A 21,898-nucleotide genomic window follows, 5' to 3' on the forward strand; every position below is an offset into this window, starting at 1 on the left:
CTTTTAAGAATATAAAAAATAGTATGAATAAGTATAGTTATGAAACCAAAACTTATCATCTTTATTATTACATTCTTAGTCATCACAGGCCTGCTAACAAGTGGTGCTTATGCAGCGACCTACGACTGGAAAGGAGGCTCGAGCACAGCCTGGGATACCCCTTCAAACTGGAGCCCGAGCAGAACAACGCCTCTCTCAAGTGATGCTTTACAAATAGGTGTAGTGTCATTTACCAACGCACCAACTATAACCACCAGTACCAGCAGTACAACTACATCTTGCGCATCAATTACTTTCGGCACTATAACATCATCAATAACCTTAACGGTAAACGGTACTTTATCGGTAAGCGGGGCAATATTACAAAACCCTCCTACGCTATCATTACTTGGGCTCGGTGGTACAATTACCACAACGCTTGCCGGCACGGGCTCTATAACATGCGGTTCAATGCAGGTTGGCAGCACTACTTTTTTAAGTGTGGGGGCAATTACTACCAATCAGGTTAACCTCGTATCAACTGTTAGTTCCCTTCAAATCAATGGCGATCTGAGTATTTACGGTACTTCTAACTCAGTTGTAATAGTATTAACTCTTTTACAAATAAATAACTCCGCATTCTATCTGCGTGGTGGCACTACAACTATTGGCGGGCAAATCTATACTAATATCTCGGCAGCTTCGGGAGGTATATTAAACCTCTCACTACTATCATCGGCAACTGCCACATTTACTGTAGATGTACCATCAGGTTCAAGTCTCACGCCGCGATTGGTTTTAACCAATGCTACACCTATTAAATCAACAAGTGTTACAGGATCGATAGACTTTTATAATAACGGGGGCGGCTCCGGAACATGTACGGTTGAATATGCAGGCAGCGGCCAAACCGTTTATACCGAAAGTACCAGTCAGCTTGATATCACCCCTACTGCCTATCAAAATATCAACTTTTCGGCAACCGGAACCAAGACTGTAAACTCGGGCGATCTTACAATTTATGGAGACTGGAACTCGGCTTCAACATCAGGAAAGGTTGATGTGATAACCAATAACCCCAATGTGATCTTTAAAGGGGCAACACAATCACTTAGCGATGCCGGATCTGACAATGGCAATGGAGTGGTGTTTAAAAATGTTTTTGTGCAAGGCAGCGCAACAAAAACCATGTCTGGCGCAGGTAAATTCGCGGTATCTTCCTCTGGTATACTTACCATGGGCGGCTCGGCAACCCTGGCTGCAGGCGGTGTTTTAACATTAAACTCTGATGCTACCGGCTCGGCTACAGTTGCAAGTATCCCCTCGGGTACTGCAATTACAGGCAATCTCAATGTACAACGCTATATTAACGGTTACGCCTCAAAATACAGGGGATACCGTTTGTTAACTTCTTCGGTTAATACAGGCACTTCAACTCCTGTTTTTACACTGGCGTATCTTAAAAACAATGCGTTTGTTACCGGCACCACGTTAGCCGCAGGTGGCTTTGATGTTTCGCCCGGAGCCAATAACCCAACCATTTACTTTTTTAAAGAAAGCCAGGCCGCAAATCAAAGTTCTTTTACATCCGGCTATTTCAGGGGGGTTAACAGTTTAACATCACCATATTCTTTTGATGGGGAAACCGGCACAAGATATATCGGCGCAGGCAATGGTTTTGTATTCTTTTTTCGGGGAGATCGTACCGCGGCTGGCTCTATAGCGAACGCTATTTATACCACTTATGTTCCGCAGCCAACCACGATGACCGAAACAGGAACGCTAAATCAGGGCAACATTACCGTGGCAAACTGGTATGATGGCACATCTACTTTACAGTATTCAAGCGTCGCCGCCAATACCCTGCAAGGTTATAACCTTGTGGGCAACCCTTATGCCAGCACCATAAATTTTGAAAAGTTTAATCGTAAGGGAATCTCTGGCAGTAACGCTAATGCCGCCTCTTCAATTTATATTTCCGGACAAAAAGCCCAGATCTATACAACTACGCCGGCAAATGTACCGCCATTGGTTTATATCTGGATTTACAATTTAACAACGAAAAATTTCGAGAGTTATCAGCAATATGCAGGGCAGATAACCTCGGTTAACGATACCACCACAACCATTAATCCCGGTGTGCAAAGCGTAGTTGGCGGCGCAGCAAGCAATATGATACCAAGCGGCCAGGGCTTTTTTGTTATAGCAAACGGCAGCGGGCAGGCTTTAACTTTCAGGGAATCGGCCAAGGTAACTACTCAGCCTTCATCAACTACACTTGCCGGGGTCTTCAGCTTACCCCAAGGCAAGACACCTATTGCACAGGCTTTGGGTGCCGGCAATAAAGCCATTATGAGCGCAGCAAACATGTCAATTGCGGCAGCAAGTACGAGCGAGGCGGTTGTGCAGCAAAGCCCTGTTATGCATCTCCTCCTTGAAAAAGACACCGCTAATTTTGACGGTGTTGCCCTGGTTTTTGATAAATGGGCTACTGCCAATTTCGATAAGAATAAAGATGCTGAAGATCTCGGAGGGATTGGTGCATTGGAAAGTTTTTCGGCTTTAACCAGCGACAGCGTAAAAACAAGCATCCACCATCTTCCACTCCCAGGGAAAAACAAGGAAATAATCCCTCTTTTTGCAGATGCCACGACATCAGGCCCTTATAAAATTAAATTAACCGATGTTAAATATCTGCCTGCCCTTTATGAAGTATGGCTTAAAGATAATTTCACCAAAGATTCAGTAGATCTCAAAGCGCATCCCGATTATAATTTTAATATCGATAAAAGCAACAGCGCCTCTTTTGGTGTAAACAGGCTGCAGCTTATCATTCGCCAGAACCCTGCACTCATGGTACGCCTGCTCGACTTCGAGGCAATAAAAGTAAACACAACTGCGAAGGCTACATGGTTTGTTAAAAATGAAGCTAATTATACAACCTACGTTATTGAACGGAGTACCGATAACGGCAAAACATTCGCCCCCATAGGTACCCTGAATTCAAATGGAGCAAAAAATTATTCGCTTAGCGACCAGGCGCCGGTTCAGGGCCTTAATCAATATCGCCTAAAGCAAATTGACTTAAACGGCGATTTTACTTATTCTAAAATTGTTCCGGTAATGTTTGCCAACAAGACACAAAGCGCTATAAGCAGCATCATGAGCCTATACCCCAATCCGGCTACTGATGTAATTAATGCAAAAATGAAAATAGATAATAACAGCTCTTTTAACTACAAGATCAGTATCACCAATAGTGAGGGCAGGATCATTGCTACAGCTATATCATCGCAATCTAACTGGCAAAATAACGTAGCCGCATTTATACCGGGCACTTATATCATGCAGGTTGTTAATAGTAGAGACAACAGCGTTATAGGATTTCAAAAATTCATTAAACAATAAACACAGGAATAATTAAAAAAAACGCCTGATACCACATAAGTTATGGGTATGTTTTTTTTGCTCCCGCGAGTATATACCATCTTCATTAATGGTATCAATTTTAACTTTGCCCGATGCATGGATGATGTGCTCATTATTAAGCATAATGCCCACATGAGTAACCTTGCCTTCGGCATTATCAAAAAAAGCCAGATCACCCAGCCTGGCATCCTTTATTGAATCAACCTTAGTACCTTCTGTTACCTGCATACTTGCATCGCGCTTAATTTTGAGGCCTTTAAGTTTGTAAACCATTTGTGTAAAACCCGAGCAATCAATCCCAAAATGTGTTCGCCCCCCCCACAAATAAGGAGAGTTTAGAAATGATTTAGCAGTTGCAGCGATATCTTCAGGCTCACCAACTTTGCCAATTATTTCAAAATGTTCATGACCAATGCGGCATGAGGTGCCTTCTAAGAAAGCAAGCGAACTGCCCGCCGGTAAATAAACAACGCTGTTATCGCTCATTTTCCATGCCTGCGTAACCGCCTGGTAAGTGAGTTTTGGGGGATGATGCTTAAGATTTTTATGTGCTGTATGAGCAAGCATGGTAAATTGCAAACGGCCTATCCACCCAACATAGCCATCACTTTCGGCAATAATCTTAACCCAGTTATTTTGCCACTCGGTAATTTCAAAAGCCTCGCCAAACAATAATTGTGACACCTGCTCGCTCCGCTCGCTGGGTTCGGCCCTGAGCGGGATTACGGCAAGGTTACATATTCCGTACTCCATAGTTTCTGTAAATGTCAAATAAACAAAAATTCGGCGCGTATTTTTAGTTAATACACGGTTAACATTTTAATATGATATTGCTTTTATAATTGGTATCTGTAATTTGGGGTAAAAGCTATACGATAATACAAATATTTTTAGAATTTTCAACCAACCCGGCATACCTTAACAATGCTTCATGTTCAATCGGTCACTCACTCTTTGAACTTATTGTAAACAACCCCCACCTGAGGTGGGGGCTTTACCTTACCCCTGAAAGGGGATATTCGTCAAAATAATTTCAGATCAGTTGTACCATCTTCTTTACGCTCTTCTGTTTCCTGATATTTTACATAGTTCTTTATCCGTTCCTCATCTGAACCTACCGTACTAACAAAATAACCTCTACTCCAAAAATGATTACCCCAATACGGTTTCTTGCGTAAACTTGGATAATTACTGAACATCATCTGTGCTGTCTTTCCTTTTAATATTCCCATGAAATCACTCACGCTCATTTTGGGGGGAATGCTACAAACCAGGTGTACGTGATCTGGCTGAATATTCATCTCCAGTATCTCTACCTCTTTCCATCCACATATTGCGCGTATCTTATTTTCCAAAGTATCAGCAACCACATCTGTCAATAACCTAAAGCGATATTTGGGTGTCCACACTATGTGGTAAACACAATAGTAAAAGATATGAGATAATTTCCTGTATTTCGTCACTAATACTAAGATAACGGTTTCTGGCGTAGCCTTCACACCTAACCTACCGCCTTAGGCGGTGGTTTTACGTTTAAAATAAAAAAGGGATATGCGTTGCATATCCCTTTTCAATATCATTAAAAAAATTTTATTCGTTCATGTGCAGCCAATCCTTTTTGGCAAGTAACTCTTCCTGGCTTTCGCGGATATCTTCGTCATCAACGCAACAATCAACAGGACAAACCGCAGCACACTGAGGCTCATCATGGAAACCTACGCATTCGGTGCACTTATCAGGTACTATATAATATATATCATCAGATAATGCAGCTTGTGTTTCTTCGGCGTTCAGGGTATTACCATCGCCAAAATCAATTATCCCTTTAAGACCCGTCCCGTCGCTAAAACGCCAGGCCGCTCCTGCATCATAAATGGCATTATTAGGGCATTCCGGTTCGCAGGCCCCGCAGTTTATGCATTCGTCGGTGATTTTAATCGCCATATTTCTAAATATCTAATAATCTCAATTAACTTTGCCTGCAAATTGCAAGCGCACAAATATAACAAAAAAAGGCTTTCGGGGTTTAATCCCCTAACATATATATGTCAAAAATTAATCCAAAAAACTCAATAAATTCATTTTCGGAGTTAGGCAGGCAACTCCTGGCCCCCGACGCAGCATTAAGCGCACTCATCGAAAACGAACAATATCATAATGCATGGTTCACACCGGCAAGCGTTTCGGAAGCAGTTTCAGCTATAGGTACCATGCTTAATGCGCCAGACCTAACTACCTGGCTTTCGAAATATAACTTTGAAACAGGTACCTCTCAAAAAAATGTTGGGCTTATACTGGCCGGTAACATCCCGTTGGTAGGTTTTCATGACGTACTTTGTGTTATTGCCTCGGGCAACACGGCGCTTATCAAAGCTTCATCTCAGGATGCCCGCCTTATCAAAGCCGTATTGGAAAAACTGGTAGTGATTGATGCTAATTTTGCCGGCAGCTATAGCTTTGTTGACAAGTTGGAAGGGTTTGACGCCATTATCGCCACCGGTAGCAATAACAGCTCGCGCTATTTTGATTATTATTTTGGCAAAGTTCCTAACATCATTCGTAAAAATCGCAACAGCATTGCTGTACTAAGCGGCAAGGAAACAGCCAAAGAACTGTTTAATCTCGGCCATGACATTTTAGATTATTATGGCCTTGGCTGTCGTAATGTATCCAAAATACTGGTACCTGAAGGGTATGATTTTACTTTCTTTTTTGAATCGATAGAAGATCATAAAGGCATCATCAATCATCATAAATACAATAACAATTACGACTATAATAAATCGATCTATCTGGTTAACGGTGATAAACATTTTGACAATGGATTTTTAATGGTTAAAGAGGATGACAGGCTGACATCTCCACTGTCAGTATTATTTTTCAACTATTATCATGATATAGCAGAAGCAGAAAATCTGATTAGTGAAAACGCCGAAAATATTCAATGCATTGTAAGTACCCTACCTTTAAAGGTAAATAACCAGGTAGTAGGTTTTGGCCAAAGCCAGCAACCCAAACTATGGGATTATGCCGATGGCGTGGATACGATGGAATTTTTGTCAAGTCTTTAAATAAAATAAATACCTTTGGGAAGTAAGGTCATTATTTCATTAGGTCATTAAGTCATTGAACTGTTTGCAAAGAAAAAAATGACCTAATGAGCAAAGCAAATGACCCAATGATACAATACGATGTATATCATAAAAGTTAAAGGTGTTGCTAAAATACCCGATTATGTACAGTTGCGTGATGATAAGTTTACGCTGCTGGCCTATTTCAGGGTTGACAGGCCAGATAAATCGTTGGATAAGGTTGGATTGGGCGACAAAGCCGACGAGATCATGAATATTATCAAAGACCTGCCGTTTGGGCAGATCTTAAAATTAGAGCTATAAAAACGATGATAGGAAATTCTATAATAAAACTAAACAACGTTGATATTTTTCAACAGGCGCACCTGGTACTTTCAAACGTAAATTTACATGTTGACAAAGGCGATTTTGTATGGCTGATAGGCCAGACAGGATCAGGTAAAAGCAGCCTGCTGAAAGTAATTTATGGCGATTTAGGAATAAAAGCCGGTACAGGCCATGCCTGTGGCTATGAGCTAAGCAAGCTGCCGGGCCGTGATATTCCTTATTTACGCCGTAAATTGGGTATAGTTTTCCAGGATTTCCAGTTACTGACCGATCGTACCATTGAACAAAATCTCAACTTTGTAATGCGTGCCACCGGTTGGAACGATAAAAAGCTGATTGCAGATAAAGCCCTTGACGTGCTTGAAAAAGTTGGTTTGCGTTCAAAATTAAAGAAAATGCCCCACGAACTTTCGGGTGGTGAACAGCAGCGTGTGGTTATAGCACGCGCCCTGCTCAATGATCCTGAAATAATCCTGGCCGATGAGCCCACAGGCAACCTCGACCCTGAAACATCCGAAGAAATTGTACTACTGCTCAAACAGATTAGTCAATCGGGCACTGCCGTATTGGTAGCCACTCATGACTATCACATTATCCGGGCTTTTCCATCGCGCATTATCAAATGCGAAAATGGCAAGGTTTTGGAAGATGTAGAGATATGACCGCTGATCGTTGATGATTGCGCTGATTTCGCTGAATTTTTATTAAAATGATTGGTTGATTAATATTTTGACTTCACCAGCAAATCGAAACCAAGCCGGTTAGCAAAATAAACACCTTCAAAAGGAATCAACGCAATCATCGTAATCAAAAAACCATCGGTGACAAATCAGCGGTCCGCCTGTCACCCTTACTTAAAATTATTTCATGCCACTGACAGCTTGACCGCTTTACGGTTATGGCAGGATACTTGATTGGCACTACTCGCTATGAAATTTAACGATATGTTGAAGAAAAAGAAGAAAGAAAATACGGATAATACTGAAAATATAAACGAAGTGGATAACGAGCAATTACAAAACGAAGGGCTGGAACAAGCCCAGGAAACAGAAGCTACGGCTACAGAAACTGCAGCAGCCCCTACTGCCGAAGAAAAGTTAAAAGACGAGCTGGCACAAGCTAATGACAAGTACTTGCGTTTATATGCCGAATTTGATAACTTTAGAAGGCGTACCATTAAAGAACGCGAGGAAGCCCGCAAAACCGAAGGTAAAGATGTTATTGTGGCTTTACTACCTGTACTTGACGACTTTGAACGCGCGCAGCGTGCCATGGATAAGGCTACCGAAGTTGCCCCTGTTAAAGAAGGTGTTACTTTGATCCAAAACAAGCTGAAAAATATACTGGGCCAAAAAGGCCTTAAAGAGATGACATCAATTGGCAATGCCTTTGATGCCGATCTGCATGAAGCTATTACCAATATTCCTGCCCCTACTGATGACCTTAAAGGCAAGGTAATGGACGAAATGGAAAAAGGCTATACCCTGAATGACAAAGTGATCCGCTTTGCTAAAGTGGTAGTTGGAGCGTAAATTAATTAGTGAATATTGAATTAGCGAATTAGTGATTGATACTTGTTTGCCGAATTCAGTTCTTCTTTTAATGCTTTACTAAATAAATAAAATATCAGAATACGGGTTGGTAATTTTTAAGTCACTAACTCACTAATTCAATAATTCTACATTAAACATGGCTAAGAGAGATTATTACGATGTGCTTGGAGTTGCTAAAGGAGCAAGTGCAGATGACATAAAAAAGGCATATCGTAAAATGGCTATTAAATATCACCCTGATAAAAACCAGGGCGATAAGGAAGCGGAAGAAAAGTTTAAAGAAGCTGCTGAAGCTTACGAAGTACTAAGTACTCCCGAAAAGCGTCAGCGTTATGACCAGTTTGGTCATGCTGCCAATGCGTCATCGGCCAATGGCGGTGGTTACGGCGGCGGCGGCATGAATATGGACGACATATTCAGCCAGTTTGGTGATATCTTTGGTGGCGGTAGCCCATTTGAAGGTTTCTTCGGTGGTGGTCGTCAAAGCGGCGGTGGCGGCAGGCGCGTAGCCCGCGGCAGCAACCTGCGCATTAAAGTGCGTTTAACCCTTGAGGAAATTGCCAACGGTGCCGAAAAGAAGATCAAGGTTAATAAACAAATTATCTGTAAAACCTGCGATGGCAGCGGTGCAAAAGATAAATCATCGTTCCAAACCTGTAAAACCTGCGGTGGCTCGGGTGCTGTGCGCAGGGTAACCAATACAATTTTAGGTCAGATGCAAACTACCAGCACCTGCCCTACCTGTAACGGCGAAGGTTCAACTATCCTGTCAAAATGTAATGTTTGTCATGGTGACGGGGTTGTTCGCGGGGAAGAACTGATCACTATCCAGGTACCTGCAGGTGTAAGTGAAGGCATGCAGTTGAGCATGAGCGGCAAAGGTAACGCAGCTCCACGTGGTGGTGTTCCCGGCGATCTGATCATCCTGATTGAGGAAGTACCTCACGAAACTTTGAAACGTGATGGTAACAACGTGATCTATGACCTGCACGTAAACTTTGTTGATGCAACTTTAGGCACCTCTGTTGAAGTACCAACCATCGACGGCAAAGCCAAGATAAAAATTGATCCCGGAACGCAAGGTGGCAAGATCCTGCGCCTGAAAGGCAAGGGATTACCTGAAGTGAACTCATATCACCGTGGCGACCAATTGGTGCATATTAATATCTGGACACCAAAAGCCCTGAGCCGCGAAGAGCGTGAGATCCTGGAGAAATTACAAGGTTCGCCTAACTTTAAACCCAATCCGGGCAAAAACGAGAAAAGTTTCTTTGAACGGATGAAGGAATACTTTGAATAAAGCTTAAGGCTGAAAGCCGAAAGCATAAAGCAAACGAAAGCCCGGAGTTTTAACAACTTCGGGCTTTTTAATTTTCTTTCAGCAAGTTCAAGCGTCCACGCTTGAACTTGCTGAAACTTACATTATATCACCCCTGCCTTCTCCAGCTCCCCCTGCATCTGCTGCTGTAAACTTAGGGCTTCTGCACGTGCGGCGTCGGCAAAATCCTCACTGTTACTTGCATATAGTATGGATCGGGACGAGTTTACGATAAGGCCGCAATCTTTGGTGATGCCGTATTTGCAAACTTCTTCCAAACTGCCGCCTTGCGCCCCTACTCCGGGTACCAGTAAAAAGCTATCGGGTGCGTATGCGCGGATGTTAGTAAATTCGGTGCTTTTAGTAGCACCTACTACATACATGATCCTGTCGGCACCTGCCCAGGTGTTGGCCTTTTTGATTACATTTTCATACAAATAACCATCGCCGGTTTGCAGGTATTGAAAATCCTTGCTACCAACAGATGATGTTAAAGCTAAAATAATAACCCATTTACCCTCATAAGCAAGGTACGGTGTAACGCTGTCATTACCCATATAAGGTGTAATGGTAATGGCATCAAAGCTCATCCCGCCCGATTGCTCATCGAAAAATGCTTTGGCATATTTATCGGATGTATTGCCGATATCGCCGCGTTTAGCGTCAATGATGCTTAAACAATCTTTAGGCAAGTATTTATAAGTATCAATTAAGCTTTGCAATCCTTTTATGCCATAAGCCTCATAAAAAGCGGCATTAGGTTTATAGGCAATGCAAAGGTCCTGAGTAGCATCAATAATGCGTTTGTTAAATTCAAATATAGGATCGGGGTACGATTTTAAAAATTCGGGGATCTTATTGATATCGGGATCAAGCCCAACACATAAAAATGATTTCTTTTTTTTGATCTGTTCAATTAACTCCTGGCGGGACATCATCAGCTGCTGAATAATATTTTAATTGTCAAAAAAACTAAAAATTTGGCTTATGTGTTCTGATATAGGTGATATTTATTTAATTAATTTGAAATTAAAGAATAATTGTTTACACTTGCATCGTTTTCCATTGAATTTTTCTTGCACTAAAGAAACAATTTAAATCACCACGCTTTTTATTATCACTTTATATAATACTTGCTTGGGTTTGGATGTTTACTAAAACAAGGTTTCAAGATCAATTTCTTTCAATTATAGCCTCATATGTTTTTACATGTGCTCAAAGCTTTAACACTTGCATAGAAATTTTTACCGTTTGAAAACACATTACAATTAAAAAATCCCATTGAACTATAATTCATATCATGTCTGATAAAATTGAATTGAACGACAAACTCGTTTCTGAGTTGCGCGAAATTGCCAGAAATTTAGGTATTGCTGAGGCCGACGAACTACGTAAAGCTCAGCTTGTTACCCGCATTATTGAACAACAACAGCTTATTGAAGCCGCCAGGGCCCAGCAAAATCTTGTTGAATCAAATTATACCCCTACCCCTGCTCCTGGTGAAGAACCGGCTGAAACAGCTGAAAAGCCCCGCAAAAGAGCCCGTGTTATAAAAACTAAAGATTCATCAAAACCACGCATCGAAGTTCCGTTAGATGATACCAATCTTTTTGATGCACAGGATGATGAGCCCGCACAGGAAGATCCGGAAAGTGAAGTTCCTGTAACTGCAGAAACAGAAGCCCCTCAAGCAGGTGAAACAGTAACCCGTACAGAGGAAGTTGTTCCTGAAGCCCGCCCGCAAAAATTTGAGCGCAGGGTTAACAGCAACCAAAATCAGCAAAAAGCACAGGAGATCCCAATCAATCTCGACTTTGATAACGTAATTGTAAACGAAGGTGTTTTGGAAATCATGCCTGATGGTTACGGCTTCCTTCGTTCATCTGATTATAACTACCTTACTTCTCCCGATGATATTTATGTATCGCAATCGCAGATAAAATTATTTGGTCTTAAAACAGGTGATACCGTTCGCGGAAGCATTCGCCCTCCTAAAGAAGGCGAAAAATATTTCCCGTTGGTACGCGTTGAGGCTATTAACGGCCGGATCCCTGCCGAGGTACGTGACCGCGTTCCGTTTGATCACTTAACACCGCTTTTCCCATCAGAGAAACTGAGCCTGTTCACCGATCCGAACAACTACTCAACCCGCATCATGGACCTGTTTTCGCCAATTGGTAAAGGTCAGCGTGGTTTGATCGTGGCGCAGCCAAAAACAGGTAAAACCATGTTATTAAAGGATGTAGCCAATGCAATAGCCAAAAACCATCCCGAAGTATACCTTATTATATTATTAATTGACGAGCGTCCTGAGGAGGTTACTGATATGGCCCGCAGCGTACGTGCCGAAGTTGTATCATCAACCTTTGATGAGCCTGCTGAGCGCCATGTAAAAATTGCCAATATCGTGCTTGAAAAAGCAAAACGTATGGTGGAGTGCGGTCATGACGTAGTAATTCTGTTGGATTCTATTACCCGTTTGGCCCGTGCTTATAACACCGTTGCCCCTGCATCGGGTAAAATATTATCAGGTGGTGTTGATGCTAACGCGCTGCACAAACCTAAACGCTTTTTTGGTGCTGCCCGTAACATTGAGGATGGCGGTTCATTAACCATTATCGCTACTGCGCTTACTGAAACCGGCTCAAAAATGGACGAGGTTATTTTTGAAGAATTTAAAGGTACCGGTAACATGGAATTACAGTTGGATCGTAAATTATCAAACAAACGTATCTTCCCTGCTATCGATATCACAGCTTCAAGTACCCGCCGCGACGACTTACTACTTGACCGCGAGACACTTCAACGTGTTTGGATCCTTCGCAACCACCTTGCCGACATGAATTCGCAGGAATCTATGGAGTTTTTACAGGCCCAGATTAAGGGTACAAAAACTAACGAAGAATTTCTGATTTCGATGAATTCGTAATATTTTAGCGATAATGAAGTTATAAGTAAGTAGAATATTATTTGTAACTTCATTATTACTTAATAATTTCCTGATAACTTCATGGCGAAATGAAGAGACGCGTTAAAAAACACCTTCCGAATGCTATTACCTGTGCCAATCTATTTAGCGGTTGTATAGGGATTGTTTTCGCCTTTCAGGGTAACCTGGTAGTGGCTGCTTATGCCATTTTCCTTAGCTCTATATTTGACTTTTTCGATGGACTTGCGTCAAGGGTACTAAATTCCTATTCATTCATAGGTAAAGATCTTGATTCACTTGCCGATATGGTAAGCTTTGGCGTGCTGCCATCGGTTATTATGTATGAGCTATTTTTACAGGCACCACAGATAAACGGAGTAAGCCAGCTATTAAACTTTGTAGCCTTTTTGCTACCGGTATTTTCGGCATTAAGGTTAGCTAAATTTAATAACGATACCAGGCAGTCGGATAGTTTTATAGGCCTGCCAACACCGGCAAACGCCATACTTATAGCATCGTTACCATTAATAGTACAACAATACGATGCCCTGGCCCATTACATATTAAACCCATACTTCCTTACCGTATTGGTGTTGGTGATGTGCTCGTTGCTGGTATCCGAAATACCGTTGATGTCGCTTAAATTCAAAAACCGCGACTTTAACAAAAACATTTTCCGTTATTTACTGCTCTTGTTTTCGGCAATACTCATTCTATTTTTTAAATTTGTGGCCGTTCCGGTGGTTATATTTATTTATATCACCTTATCTCTAATTCAAACAAAACTCACAAATGACAAAGTTCCGGGCTGAAATCGAAGTAATGCCCAAAAAAGAAATACTTGATCCACAAGGAAAGGCAGTAACCGGCAGCATGAAAAACCTCGGTTTAACCGAAATCCATAACGTTCGCATCGGCAAACACATTACGCTTGAAATTGAAGCTGAAAATGCCGAGGTTGCCAACGCCAAAGTTGATCAGGCCTGTAAAAGCCTGCTGGCTAACCTGATCATGGAAAGCTATACTTTTAAAATAGCTGAAGTTTAATTTAGGTTAAAGGCGAAAGGTAAAAGGTAAAAGGCCAAAGGTTTTTTATCTGTATAAACAACTAAAACTTTATAAAATACAAAAGGCAAAAGGGAAACCTCTTGCCTTTGTTTTTTTATCTAATCGGGAAGGAAAACCTTTAACCTTTCACCTTACAAATTAGCTTCCTTTTCAGCTTTAATTTCTTTTAAAGTGATGAGGTTTGCGGATACCATGCTGTTCACCTGGTTAAACTTTTCGAATATCTCTGCCGGATTTTGACCGCCGGCTTTGCAGGCCAGCTCAACTTCCTGAATAGTGGCCTGGCTTATAGGCATACCAAAAAAACCAAGGTTGGGTTTTAATTTATGAGCTGCTTGTGCGGCCAGCGCCCAGTCCTGGTTATTTAATGCGCCGCTGATTGTGTTAAGTAATTCGGGCGATTGCTCTAGGAACATCCCTATCGAATCGACAATAAAATCATCGCTACCATCAGCAATCTCGTATAAAAAAGAAAGATCAAGATCCTGATCCGGTGAAATATCTGCCATTATAAAAGCTTTGTGTTTATTCAAAAATATGCTTTTTTACGATTAAGTTATCCTTTAGTTCATCCTTTAGCTGCAAAATATTTTTTTTAAACACAGGATGAATAAAATCAGGCGCTATCTCGGCCAAAGGGATAAGCGTAAAACTGCGTTTATACAATTCGGGATGCGGTACCACCAGGTTAATCTCATGGATCACTTTATCGCCATAAAACAAAATATCAATATCAATGATACGCGATCCCCATTTAACCTCACGCTTGCGCCCCATTTGCAGTTCGATACCTAATATTTTTTCAAGGACATCCTGCGCCGAAAGATCTGTTTGCAGCATCAGCACCTGGTTAAGGTAGTCGGGTTCATCGGTTTTCCCCCACGACTGCGTTTCATAAACAGATGATACCAATTTAACAGGGGCAATTTGAGCAGAGATAGATTCAATTGCCTGCTGCAGAAACAATTCGCGGGTACCAAGGTTACTCCCGAGTAATAAAAAAACATCAATCATGTTGTAACAAATATAATGGAAACCGCTCTTAGCATTATACGGCTCCTTATTACTAAGTTTGCATAGTTAAAAAGATTTATAACATTAATGAAACAATTCTTCAAATTCGTTCTGGCCACTATTGTAGGGGTAATTATTTCAGGTATTATATTAGGTGTTATAGGAGCTGGCATTGTAATCGGCCTCATAGCATCGGCCGGCAGCGACAAAACGGTAGATGTTAACCCAAACTCCATCTTATATATGTCGCTCAAAACCCAGATAACCGAGCGTACTCCCAATAATCCGCTTGCAGGCCTGGATTTTTTAGGATTGAGTGAAGATAAATCAATCGGGTTAAATGATATCCTTGCTGATATCAAAAAGGCCAAAACCGACGATAACATTAAAGGCATATATCTTGATGAAAGCTATATGACAGCAGGTCAGGCTACCACCGAAGAAATTCGCAATGCACTTATCGATTTTAAAAAATCGGGCAAATTTATTGTAGCCTATGCCGAAGTTTATACACAGGGCTTTTACTACCTGGCCTCCATTGCCGATAAGGTTTACATTAACCCCAAAGGCATTTTTGAGTTTCATGGCTTTAGTTCACAAACCACTTTCCTGAAAGGTGCGTTGGATAAGTTAGGGATTGAAGCACAGATCATTAAAGTTGGCACCTATAAAAGCGCCGTTGAGCCGTTGTTCCTTACCAAAATGAGCGACGCCAATAAGTTACAGGTAACCTCATACCTGGGCTCGTTATATGATCACTTTTTAACCGGTATCAGCAAAAGCCGCGGTGTAAATAAAGATTCATTATTTACTTATGCCGATAACATGCGCATACAATTTCCTGAAGATGCCTACAAATTGAAATTGGTTGATGGCTTAAAATATAAAGACGAGATCCTGAACGATTTGAAAAGACGTACCGGTACCGATTTAAAAGACGACCTGAAAAGCGTGGATCTGCGGGACTATGCCAAAAGCAAAAGCGATGATTCGGATGATAAAGAGGACGACTCGTCATCAAAAAACCGTATTGCCATTGTTTACGCATCTGGTGATATTACCGGCGGCGATGGCGATGATAACAATATTGGCTCGGAAACTATTTCTAAAGCATTGCGCAAAGCCCGTTTGGACGATAAAGTTAAAGCTGTAGTACTGCGTGTAAATTCACCAGGGGGCAGTTCGCTTGCATCTGATGTGATCTGGCGCGAGGTAAAACTGATCCACGAAAAGAAACCAATCATCGTTTCTATGGGCGATTATGCGGCATCGGGCGGTTATTATATTTCATGCGCTGCCGATTCTATTATCGCGCAGCCTAATACCATTACCGGCTCTATAGGCATTTTTGCAGTGCTGCCAAACATGCAAAAACTATTTAACGATAAATTGGGTGTAACGTTTGATGGCGTAAAAACCGGTAAATATGCAGATCTGGGTGATATCAGCCGCCCGCTGAGCCCGGAAGAACGACTGATACTCCAAAATAGTGTAAACCACGGTTATGATGAGTTCACTAAAGCCGTAGCCGATGGCCGCGGTAAAACACAGGCCTACATTAACAGTATTGGCCAGGGCCGTGTGTGGACAGGTGAACAAGCCTTGAAAATTGGTTTAGTTGACCGTTTGGGAAATATAAACGATGCCATAACATCCGCCGCTAAAAAAGCTAAGATTAAAAGCTACAACATTGTAAGTTACCCTGAGCAAAAAAGTATTTTCAGCAAAGTGGGCAGTGGTTTAAGTGCAGAAGTTCAAACCCGCATGGTAAAAAATGAGCTTGGCGAAAACTACAGAGTTTATCAACAGATAAAAGGTATCACCCAAATGATGCGTACCCCGCAGGCCCGCCTGCCTTACGATCTGGTGATTAAATAAAATTTCATTAATACATACATTTTGATTGTGAAAAGCCACCTGTATGGGTGGCTTTTTTTTGAAACGCGAGGTTGTAAGCAAGACTTACGAAGTTTTAAAAACTTCGTAAGTCTGTTAAATATAATACCCCTTACCCCCTCTTCAAATAAGCATTCGGAACATTCTTCGGCACATAATCAATTCCATAAGCATGCTTTATAAGCAGACTCACAGTTTCCATAATCGTTTGCTCTTTACGATGAAATTGTGGCAACGAACCCATCATGGCATAACTTATCGGGTTTACGGCCGGGATAAACGTCTCCCATTCGTATCCCCTGCCCCAAATCAAACCATTAACAGTGATATACAAATCGGCGCCGTTTTGCAATAGAAAGTGAAGCATGTCAACCGAGCTATTACCGTTTTGATTAACCGTATGAAAAATGGGCGTATGCCCGCCGAAACCGTGTTCGTCAAAGGCGGCTTTAGCATTTACATCAGCACCATGTTCCAAAAGCATCTTAGCACAGGCAAGGCTATTATATTCGGCACAAAAATGCATTAAAGTGCCGCCAGTTAACGGAGTGTATGTGTTATTGTATAAGGAACAGGTCTTGTTAATAACCGTGGGGTCTGCATTTAAAGCCTGCTTCAACATTTCCTCATCTTGAGCCAAAACTGCCAGCAGCGCTTTATCTTCATACTCAAGTCCGGCATCAATAAACGCCTGCACACAATCTTTAAACCGCGGACCGCGGGCGTACATTTCAACCATCATAGTAAAAACCGGCATCCCATCATGAACTTCGTTCGGGCTGCCGCCTTTATTAAAGTACGCTTTGATCTCATCAACTGAATGAGTTTCGGCTGCGTAAAGGATGTCGTTATAATTGGGCATATTATTTTCAGGAACTTAAAATAAGTTTGCTTAGCGGCGTTCAGTGATATTTGTTGTCGCAACAACTTTTAGCCTTATATTCGCTAACTATAAATTTATGAAAACAAAAAACCTACACCTCCGAATTCCTGCTTTAATTTTATTAACAGCTATCCTTTTCACATCTTGCAAAAAAGACAGTCCGGTTAAACCAAAAGAAAACCACCTTTCAAGCTTCAACATTTTAAAATCAGACGGCACAGCATTTGATAAAAACGACATCTCCATCTCCGTTGCTACAGATAGCATCAGTGTAACGGTACCTATTTTTACTGATGTTACCAATCTTATCCCTGATTTAAAAGTAGATGCCGGAGCATCTGTATCACCTGCTAATGGTGTTAAAAACAACTTTATCGAACCCGTTACCTATAGCGTTACGGCCTCCGATGGCACCGTAAAAAAATACAAAGTGATTGTTCATCATGATAAACTTAAAAATGTGGTTTATGTAGGTGGACATGACAAAAACCTATACGCGCTTAACGCAAATACGGGTGCGCTTATCTGGAAATATACCGCCCAGGGCGGTATGGAGTATTCCAGCCCGGTATTGGTAAACGGCATTTTATATATTGGCAGTGTTGACCATAACATGTATGCGCTTGATCCCGTTACCGGAGCGCTAAAATGGAAATTTGCAACGCAAAGCAGCATCATGTCGGTTCCGGCAATTGTAAACGGCATTGTATACTTCGGTAGTGACGACAGCTATGTTTACGCTGTTGATGCTTTAACCGGAACATTAAAATGGAAATATAAAACTGGGTTTAATGCCGATACCGACCCTCTTGTTAAAAACGGCGTTGTTTATATGGGCAGTGGTGATGGAAAGTTATATGCTTTAAACGCTTTATCCGGAAATCTAAAATGGAGCTTCGATACAGGAAATTTATTGATCGACTGGCGCATACTTGAATCAAACGGGGCGGTGCTTATAGGCGGTCGTTCGGGAGTATTATATGCGCTTAACGAAAACGATGGCTCGGTAAAATGGAGTGCTTCCGTTGGCGGCGGTAACACTTTAGAACGATCAAAAGTAGTGATTAACAATGGCGTTATTTATATTACAGATGGAGCGTATGGCAGCCTGCGTGCAATAAAAGAAAGCGATGGCTCGCCGATATGGAAAAGCCTTGACAATTTAGGCTTTTGGTCGGGGCCAACCCTCGCAAATGGCTTTTTATATGTCAGCTCCAATGATAACAACTTCTACATAATTAATGCAGCTACCGGTGCCGTTATCATCAAAAAAATGCTGATAACAAATGGATCCTTAGCTACCATAGCCGATGGTAAAATATTTGTTGCCGCCGGCGGCGAACATTTCTTTTACGCGCTTGATGCCGTAACAGCAACTCCTGTATGGAAATTTCCACTACCTGAAAGTATTCTCAACTCGCAGGCGCTGGTTGTAGATAAAAATGGGGACTGGTAATTTCCCTCGTTAAAAGACAAAAAACGCCACCAATTATGTGGCGTTTTTTGTTTTAGATAACCTCTTTGAATATTAAGCTGAATTAAAAACAAACACGCCGCTTAAGCTGTCATTACAATGGCTTTTTGTATTTTTACCGCCTCATTGTAATTATGGAAAATAAACCCATAGCCCGTACGCTTCGTCTACTCTCGCAACTCATGGAACTCCATGAGGTTAATCCGTTCAAGATCAAATCGGTAGCTAATGCAGCTTTTAAGGTTGACAAGCTGCCCTTCCCTATCGCCGGTAAAAAGCTGGACGAATTGGAAAAGATTGATGGCATAGGTAAAAGTATTGCCGGCAAAGTAGCCGAGCTGCTTGCAACCGGCACCATGACCGAACTGCAGGACCTGCTGGATAAAACTCCCGATGGCGTGGTTGAAATGATGGGTATTAAAGGTATCGGCCCTAAAAAGGTAGCCATCATCTGGAAAGAACTTGGCATCGAAAACACCGGCGAGCTTTTTTATGCCTGCAATGAAAACCGGTTGATAGAGGCCAAAGGCTTCGGTCTTAAAACGCAGGAAGAGATCCGCAAGGCAATCGAGTTTAGGATGGCAAGTAACGGCAAATTCCTTTTTGCCCAGGTTGAAAAGGAAGCCAACGAGCTGATGGATGAGGTGAAAGCCATTTTCCCTGATGCATTGAAGCACTTTGCCGGCGAATTCAGGCGCTTAAATGAAATCATTACTGAAATTGTGATCGTTGTTGGCAGTATTAACCATGATGTAGCCTACGATGCATTGGTAAACTCAACCATACTTGGTAACGTAAGCAAGAACAAAAACCATATCCAGGGCGAACTGCAAAACGGCCTGCTTGTTGATATTGTTTGCGTTGACAAGGCCGATTATTATAAAGAATTATTCATCAATACCGGTACCGAAGAGCATGTACAGGCAGTGTTTGACAGGATAAACGTTCCTGTTGAGCAGCCCGAAACAGAAGAAATGATCTATACCAAAGCCGGTTTGGCCTGGCTACAACCCGAGCTTCGTGAAGGTACCCTATTTATTGAAAAGGCTGAAAAGAACGAGCTGCCAACGTTGATCAACTGGCATGACCTGAAAGGCACACTTCATAACCACAGCACCTGGAGCGATGGCGTAAACACCATTGAAGAAATGGCATTATATTGCCGTGATACGCTGAAACTGCAATACCTGGGCATGTGTGATCATAGCAAAAGTGCATTTTATGCCAAAGGCCTAAGCATTGAGCGGGTATTGCAGCAACACGAAGAAATTGATACCCTTAATAAAAAGCTCGACGGCTTCCATATTTTTAAAGGCATCGAGTCGGACATTTTGTATGATGGTTCGCTTGATTACCCGGACGAGATTCTGCAAAAATTTGATTTCATTGTAGCTTCGGTACACTCCATCCTCAAAATGGATGAAGAAAAGGCTACTTCAAGGCTCATTACCGCCATTGAAAACCCTTATACAACTATATTAGGCCATCCTACCGGCAGGCTTTTATTAAGCCGTAGCGGATATCCTATTAATTATAAAAAAGTAATAGATGCCTGCGCAGCCAATAACGTAGTTATTGAGATCAATGCAAATCCATTGCGGCTCGACCTCGACTGGCGCTGGCACCAATATGCTTTGGATAAAGGCGTTATGCTATCCATAAACCCCGATGCCCACCGCATTGAAGGTTTCACCGATATGCATTACGGCATCCTGGCGGCCCGCAAAGGTGGTTTATATAAGGAGATGTGCATGAACGCAATGTCGCTGGCAGAAATCACGCAGGCGTTTGCAGCTAAAAGAGGTTAGGAAAAAGAGATTAGAGGTTGGAGATCAGAGGTTAGGAAGACACAATTTAATGACCTAATGACGCAATGAAACAATGACTAAATTAAATGAACCACTTAAAAGATAAAGTACAATCTATACAGGCAGCATCCCATAAACCGGCAATACTGGTTATTGGCGACCTGATGGTTGACCACTATATATGGGGCACTGCTACCCGCCTGTCGCCCGAGGCGCCTGTACCTATTGTAAACGTAAAAAACGAAACAACCACACTGGGTGGTGCCGGTAACGTGGTTCAAAACCTGGTATCATTAGGTGCAAAAGTTATTGTTGCCGGTGTAATTGGCGATGATCAGGCGGCCGGAGAACTCATTAAGATCCTGGCTGACGAAGGCGTTGAAACCGACACCATCATAAAAGATACCAACCGCCCTACAACAGTTAAAACCCGTGTTGTTGTAGGCAGCCATCAACTGGTACGTGTTGACCGTGAAATTACCGACGAAGTATCGGAGCCTATTGCCAACGAACTTATCAGTAAGCTAACCGGTTATATCGATAATGCTGACATGGTACTTTTGTCTGATTATAACAAAGGCTTGTTTTCGCCGTTTCTAACACAAGGCATTATCAAGGCGGCAAATGCTAAAGGTAAAAAAGTGATTATTGATCCTAAGGGACTTAATTACGAAAAATACAAGGGTGCTTTTATCATCAAACCCAACCGCAAGGAATTGTCGGAGGCTGCTAAAACCGAAAAAATCAACTCGATAGAAAGCCTGCAGCAAGCCGGAAAGGTTATTTTTGAGCAAACAGGTACGCAATATATCGTAGTTACTTTGTCTGAAGAGGGCATGGTAATACTAAGCGAACAGGATTATCAAAGTTTGCCCGTAAAAGCCACCGAGGTTTTCGATGTAACAGGTGCAGGCGATACTGTATTAGCTACAATGGCCTACTTTATGGCTGGTGGCTTGAGCATTGAAGATTCATGCGAACTGGCCAACCACGCAGCTGCCATAGTAATCCGCCGCGTGGGCAGTGCAACAACTACTTTGGACGAGATTGTTGAAGATATATTAAAAGGTGAAAGGTAAAAGGTTAAAGGCGAAAGATAAAAGGTCAAAAAATGACTCGATGACTTAA

At 42.0% G+C, this 21,898-nt stretch carries 20 protein-coding genes; 13 read left to right on the plus strand and 7 right to left on the minus strand.

What is annotated here, in order from left to right; genetic code table 11:
• Positions 1–39: 39 nt before the first annotated feature.
• Positions 40–3,387 (plus strand): T9SS type A sorting domain-containing protein, encoded by a 3,348-nt coding sequence (locus ACEN9X_RS01555; protein WP_413668731.1) that lies wholly within the window; start codon positions 40–42, stop codon positions 3,385–3,387.
• A gap of 12 nt (positions 3,388–3,399) precedes the next feature.
• Here the strand turns inward: ACEN9X_RS01555 and ACEN9X_RS01560 are convergent, their stop codons facing one another.
• The 3 genes from ACEN9X_RS01560 to ACEN9X_RS01570 all read right to left on the minus strand — a co-directional run bounded on the left by ACEN9X_RS01560 (position 3,400) and on the right by ACEN9X_RS01570 (position 5,352).
• Positions 3,400–4,161 (minus strand): NlpC/P60 family protein, encoded by a 762-nt coding sequence (locus tag ACEN9X_RS01560; protein WP_413668732.1) that lies wholly within the window; start codon positions 4,159–4,161, stop codon positions 3,400–3,402.
• Between the two features lie 269 nt (positions 4,162–4,430).
• Positions 4,431–4,871 (minus strand): IS200/IS605 family transposase, encoded by a 441-nt coding sequence (tnpA, locus tag ACEN9X_RS01565; protein WP_413668733.1) that lies wholly within the window; start codon positions 4,869–4,871, stop codon positions 4,431–4,433.
• A gap of 127 nt (positions 4,872–4,998) precedes the next feature.
• Positions 4,999–5,352, minus strand: a complete 354-nt coding sequence (locus ACEN9X_RS01570) for a 4Fe-4S dicluster domain-containing protein (protein ID WP_413668734.1) — start codon at positions 5,350–5,352, stop codon at positions 4,999–5,001.
• A gap of 101 nt (positions 5,353–5,453) precedes the next feature.
• On the opposite strand from ACEN9X_RS01570, the gene ACEN9X_RS01575 reads away from it, so the two are divergent.
• The 5 genes from ACEN9X_RS01575 to dnaJ all read left to right on the plus strand — a co-directional run bounded on the left by ACEN9X_RS01575 (position 5,454) and on the right by dnaJ (position 9,680).
• The gene (locus ACEN9X_RS01575) at positions 5,454–6,479 is read left to right on the plus strand and encodes an acyl-CoA reductase (protein WP_413668735.1); all 1,026 of its coding nucleotides are present in this window, start codon (positions 5,454–5,456) and stop codon (positions 6,477–6,479) included.
• A gap of 120 nt (positions 6,480–6,599) precedes the next feature.
• A complete protein-coding gene (locus ACEN9X_RS01580; RefSeq protein WP_090526558.1) occupies positions 6,600–6,803 on the plus strand; it encodes a fructose-6-phosphate aldolase in 204 nt (67 codons plus the stop codon).
• A 5-nt stretch (positions 6,804–6,808) separates the two neighbouring features.
• Positions 6,809–7,489 carry a cell division ATP-binding protein FtsE gene (locus ACEN9X_RS01585; RefSeq protein WP_091210661.1) on the plus strand — a complete coding sequence of 227 codons (681 nt, stop codon included), beginning with the start codon at positions 6,809–6,811 and terminating at the stop codon, positions 7,487–7,489.
• 267 nt (positions 7,490–7,756) lie between these two features.
• On the plus strand, positions 7,757–8,359 hold the full coding sequence (locus ACEN9X_RS01590) for a nucleotide exchange factor GrpE (RefSeq protein ID WP_413668736.1): 603 nt from the start codon (positions 7,757–7,759) through the stop codon (positions 8,357–8,359).
• A gap of 157 nt (positions 8,360–8,516) precedes the next feature.
• Positions 8,517–9,680, plus strand: coding sequence for a molecular chaperone DnaJ (dnaJ, locus tag ACEN9X_RS01595; RefSeq protein ID WP_413668737.1), 1,164 nt, complete (start codon positions 8,517–8,519; stop codon positions 9,678–9,680).
• 122 nt (positions 9,681–9,802) lie between these two features.
• Here dnaJ and pyrF read toward each other — a convergent pair whose 3' ends face one another.
• Positions 9,803–10,633, minus strand: coding sequence for an orotidine-5'-phosphate decarboxylase (gene pyrF, locus ACEN9X_RS01600; protein WP_413671171.1), 831 nt, complete (start codon positions 10,631–10,633; stop codon positions 9,803–9,805).
• Positions 10,634–10,998: 365 nt separating this feature from the next.
• Here pyrF and rho point away from each other — a divergent pair, with 365 nt between their 5' ends.
• From rho to purS, 3 genes are all read left to right on the plus strand, one after another.
• The gene (gene rho, locus ACEN9X_RS01605) at positions 10,999–12,627 is read left to right on the plus strand and encodes a transcription termination factor Rho (RefSeq protein ID WP_413668738.1); all 1,629 of its coding nucleotides are present in this window, start codon (positions 10,999–11,001) and stop codon (positions 12,625–12,627) included.
• Positions 12,628–12,716: 89 nt separating this feature from the next.
• Positions 12,717–13,439, plus strand: coding sequence for a CDP-diacylglycerol--serine O-phosphatidyltransferase (gene pssA / locus ACEN9X_RS01610; protein ID WP_413668739.1), 723 nt, complete (start codon positions 12,717–12,719; stop codon positions 13,437–13,439).
• Positions 13,420–13,674 (plus strand): phosphoribosylformylglycinamidine synthase subunit PurS, encoded by a 255-nt coding sequence (purS, locus tag ACEN9X_RS01615; RefSeq protein ID WP_413668740.1) that lies wholly within the window; start codon positions 13,420–13,422, stop codon positions 13,672–13,674. The genes pssA and purS overlap by 20 nt, the downstream gene beginning before the upstream one ends.
• Before the next feature lie 152 nt (positions 13,675–13,826).
• On the opposite strand, the gene ACEN9X_RS01620 is transcribed toward purS, so the two are convergent.
• Positions 13,827–14,204 carry an Hpt domain-containing protein gene (locus ACEN9X_RS01620; RefSeq protein ID WP_413668741.1) on the minus strand — a complete coding sequence of 126 codons (378 nt, stop codon included), beginning with the start codon at positions 14,202–14,204 and terminating at the stop codon, positions 13,827–13,829.
• 16 nt (positions 14,205–14,220) lie between these two features.
• Positions 14,221–14,709, minus strand: a complete 489-nt coding sequence (gene folK, locus ACEN9X_RS01625) for a 2-amino-4-hydroxy-6-hydroxymethyldihydropteridine diphosphokinase (RefSeq protein WP_413668742.1) — start codon at positions 14,707–14,709, stop codon at positions 14,221–14,223.
• An 87-nt stretch (positions 14,710–14,796) separates the two neighbouring features.
• Between folK and sppA the strand changes: the two genes are divergently transcribed.
• Positions 14,797–16,587, plus strand: a complete 1,791-nt coding sequence (sppA, locus tag ACEN9X_RS01630; RefSeq protein ID WP_413668743.1) for a signal peptide peptidase SppA — start codon at positions 14,797–14,799, stop codon at positions 16,585–16,587.
• Between the two features lie 130 nt (positions 16,588–16,717).
• On the opposite strand, the gene ACEN9X_RS01635 is transcribed toward sppA, so the two are convergent.
• A complete protein-coding gene (locus ACEN9X_RS01635; protein WP_413668744.1) occupies positions 16,718–17,467 on the minus strand; it encodes an ankyrin repeat domain-containing protein in 750 nt (249 codons plus the stop codon).
• A 97-nt stretch (positions 17,468–17,564) separates the two neighbouring features.
• Here ACEN9X_RS01635 and ACEN9X_RS01640 point away from each other — a divergent pair, with 97 nt between their 5' ends.
• From ACEN9X_RS01640 to rfaE1, 3 genes are all read left to right on the plus strand, one after another.
• Positions 17,565–18,944, plus strand: coding sequence for a PQQ-binding-like beta-propeller repeat protein (locus tag ACEN9X_RS01640; protein ID WP_413668745.1), 1,380 nt, complete (start codon positions 17,565–17,567; stop codon positions 18,942–18,944).
• A 152-nt stretch (positions 18,945–19,096) separates the two neighbouring features.
• Positions 19,097–20,770, plus strand: coding sequence for a helix-hairpin-helix domain-containing protein (locus tag ACEN9X_RS01645; protein ID WP_413668746.1), 1,674 nt, complete (start codon positions 19,097–19,099; stop codon positions 20,768–20,770).
• 86 nt (positions 20,771–20,856) lie between these two features.
• Complete coding sequence (gene rfaE1 / locus ACEN9X_RS01650; protein ID WP_413668747.1) at positions 20,857–21,849, plus strand: D-glycero-beta-D-manno-heptose-7-phosphate kinase; 993 nt, start codon at positions 20,857–20,859, stop codon at positions 21,847–21,849.
• Positions 21,850–21,898: the final 49 nt, after the last annotated feature.

Origin of the sequence: Mucilaginibacter sp. Mucisp86 (assembly GCF_047324315.1) — a bacterium.
Lineage (GTDB): Bacteria > Bacteroidota > Bacteroidia > Sphingobacteriales > Sphingobacteriaceae > Mucilaginibacter.